This is a genomic window from Moorena sp. SIO4E2, assembly GCF_010671945.1.
GTDB lineage: Bacteria > Cyanobacteriota > Cyanobacteriia > Cyanobacteriales > Coleofasciculaceae > Moorena > Moorena producens.
On the sequence record NZ_JAAHIE010000214.1, the window covers coordinates 8,592 to 11,459 of the forward strand.

Annotated in this window: 2 protein-coding genes; both read right to left on the reverse strand. The window is 39.8% G+C overall.

Features of this window, described 5'->3' with window-relative positions:
- Positions 1-1,034 precede the first annotated feature (1,034 nt).
- Positions 1,035-1,454: a DUF6174 domain-containing protein gene (locus F6K37_RS20855; protein ID WP_287251864.1), complete on the reverse strand. Its 420-nt coding sequence runs from the start codon at positions 1,452-1,454 to the stop codon at positions 1,035-1,037.
- A 265-nt stretch (positions 1,455-1,719) separates the two neighbouring features.
- Positions 1,720-2,658 (reverse strand): AAA family ATPase, encoded by a 939-nt coding sequence (locus F6K37_RS20860; protein ID WP_502887760.1) that lies wholly within the window; start codon positions 2,656-2,658, stop codon positions 1,720-1,722.
- Between the last annotated feature and the right edge of the window lie 210 nt (positions 2,659-2,868).

Sequence of the window (2,868 nt, forward strand, 5' to 3'; positions counted from 1 at the left end):
TTGTAGGGTGGGCAAAAACCGTTGAATTATTTGGATTATTATAAATTAGATTACTTTGCCCACCCTACTTGGGTTTTAGTTTGTAGCTTGTAGGGTGGGCAAAAACCGTTTAGTTCTTTTGATTCTTCTAGATTAGATTACTTTGCCCACCCTACTCATCTACTCATCGGTCTTGTAGGGTGGGCAAAAACCGTTGAATTATTTGGATTATTATAAATAATATTACTTTGCCCACCCTACTTGGGTTTTAGTTTGTAGATCGTAGGGTGGGCAAAAACCGTTGAATTATTTGGATTATTATAAATAATATTACTTTGCCCACCCTACTCATCTACTCATCGGTTTTGTAGGGTGGGCAAAAACCGTTGAATTATTTGGATTATTATAAATTAGATTACTTTGCCCACCCTACTTGGGTTTTAGTTTGTAGCTTGTAGGGTGGGCAAAAACCGTTTAGTTCTTTTGATTCTTCTAGATTAGATTACTTTGCCCACCCTACTCATCTACTCATCGGTCTTGTAGGGTGGGCAAAAACCGTTGAATTATTTGGATTATTATAAATTAGATTACTTTGCCCACCCTACTTGGGTTTTAGTTTGTAGCTTGTAGGGTGGGCAAAAACCGTTGAATTATTTGGATTATTATAAATTAGATTACTTTGCCCACCCTACTTGGGTTTTAGTTTGTAGATCGTAGGGTGGGCAAAAACCGTTGAATTATTTGGATTATTATAAATTAGATTACTTTGCCCACCCTACTTGGGTTTTAGTTTGTAGCTCTCATCGGTCTTGTAGGGTGGGCAAAAACCGTTGAATTATTTGGATTATTATAAATTATATGTAAGCATTCAGCAGTCAGCGGTCAGCCGTCAGCTTGTTTTATTCAAAAGCTCTTTGGTGTAGCGTGCGCTATGGGCATAAACTCTTTCGGTAGCGTGGCGACAGGCTATCAGCTGATAGCTGATAGCTGATAGCTGATAGCTGATAGCTGATAGCTGATAGCTGATAGCTTACAATTATATTACTTTGCCCACCTTACTTTAATTCTTCCAAATTCCCAATAGTCAAAGTTCTTTCATCATCCGCCATCTCTGCTCTGAAGTCCATATCGATTTGAGTTGGATAACCTAAAGTCGGGTCGTAGGTAACATCAAGCTTATAATAATCCTGATCAATAGCCTTTTGGACAACATCGAAAAGCTTCGAGACGGAATCATAGGTATTAAAAAATTTCCGATTAACTGGTTTGCCGCTATCAGCAGCAACAATGGAAGTCGTTTCACCATTACGGATTTCTACAACTACTGGCTGAGTGACCTCACCAATACAATAGCAACTTACCTGCAATCTATACCGGTAGTTATCAAGCTTTTGAGTTTCCCAACGTTCCTGGTTTTGTTCCAATAGCTGCTCAGGGGAAGGATCACTAGCACAAGCGGAAAGTGGCAGAATCATCACTAGTAATCCTAGCCAACAATAGCGATAGAGTCTGGAGTGTAGCGTCATAGTGTTCGAGTCACCAAGTAGAGCGACCAATGATAAGTCGGGATAGTTGACGAATCCGCTAGTGATTTTGTTGCCATTGTCGGTACGGGGGGCAGTAGAGCAACTGGTGTAGTAGGTTCGACTTGAAACGCTGATGTTAGTTAGCTAGTTAGCAGAAATGCGATCGCAAAAACTCACTCACTATCCTTACCTTAGCCTTGATGGTCTAGTCAGATCAATTTTTAGTGGTCTTGTAGGTATCATAACTATCCAGCCCACTAACAAAGGGCATCGCTCCATATCGACCTTTTAGGTAGCCTTTCTGTAGGGATTCATCCTCACGAATTTTAAAATCTAGTAACGAATAGAGCTTAGTGCTATTGTTACTATCTTTCTGCATCAACCATACCTGGTCTTGATTAAATATCTCTCGATCTAGGAAAGTCGTATCGTGGGTAGTAACAATCAATTGAGCATTATTTTGATTAGCTGCTTTGTCATTAAATTCCTTGATTAAATAGGTTGATATATCTGAATTCAAGCTGCGGTCTAGTTCATCAATAATTAAAATTTCTCCATTATCTAAAGCATCTATCCAATATCCTCCAATTTCACATAATCGTTGGATACCATTTGATATGTCGATATGACCTCCCTTGATTAATTTTAAAAAATTTTCACTATAATTAGTATATCTATCAAATTTCAAAGCAGGAAAATTAGATAGATTTTGGAACCTTGCTGGAATTAACTTTAACTTAGAGCTAAACCAGATAAATATCTTTCCTAACTGAGGATGGTTATTTTGGGCGGCATGAGATAGAAATAAAGAATTTGAGCTAACACAACCCTTAATACGTTCCTTCTCGCCTTTCAGCCCTCGCCCAAAATACCAATCATAATCTTGTTCTTCTGAACGATAGTTACGCTCAAACCAAGTTTGAGCACGTCCTTTGGGATACGCGATTAGCCACTCTTCGTACACCCGCTCTTGGTCTAAGGAAAATCCATATTGGTAGCGAATATTATCGTGAATAAAAATAATTTCAAAACAGCTCGGCTTCTGCTGGTAGTCAGCATTTAACCGAAATGGTTCGATATTCCATCTACTGCCAAGCTGCATGCCAGTAGCGGACTGGAGCACAATCTGACCCATGGTGTGGATTGCACGCACCAGATTACTCTTCCCGGAAGCATTAGGACCTTGACATCTCCCCCGGTTAAAACACGGAGGATTCTATGAGGATGTTACGCAGTAGCGGTTTTCCCGTACTGCTATCGGCTTTCGCCGACGCTTCGCGAACACTTCTCATTCGATATGATTTTTTAAGAGAATTAAAAACGTCATACCGATGCGGGAGTGTCAAAGCTCCCCTACCCACCT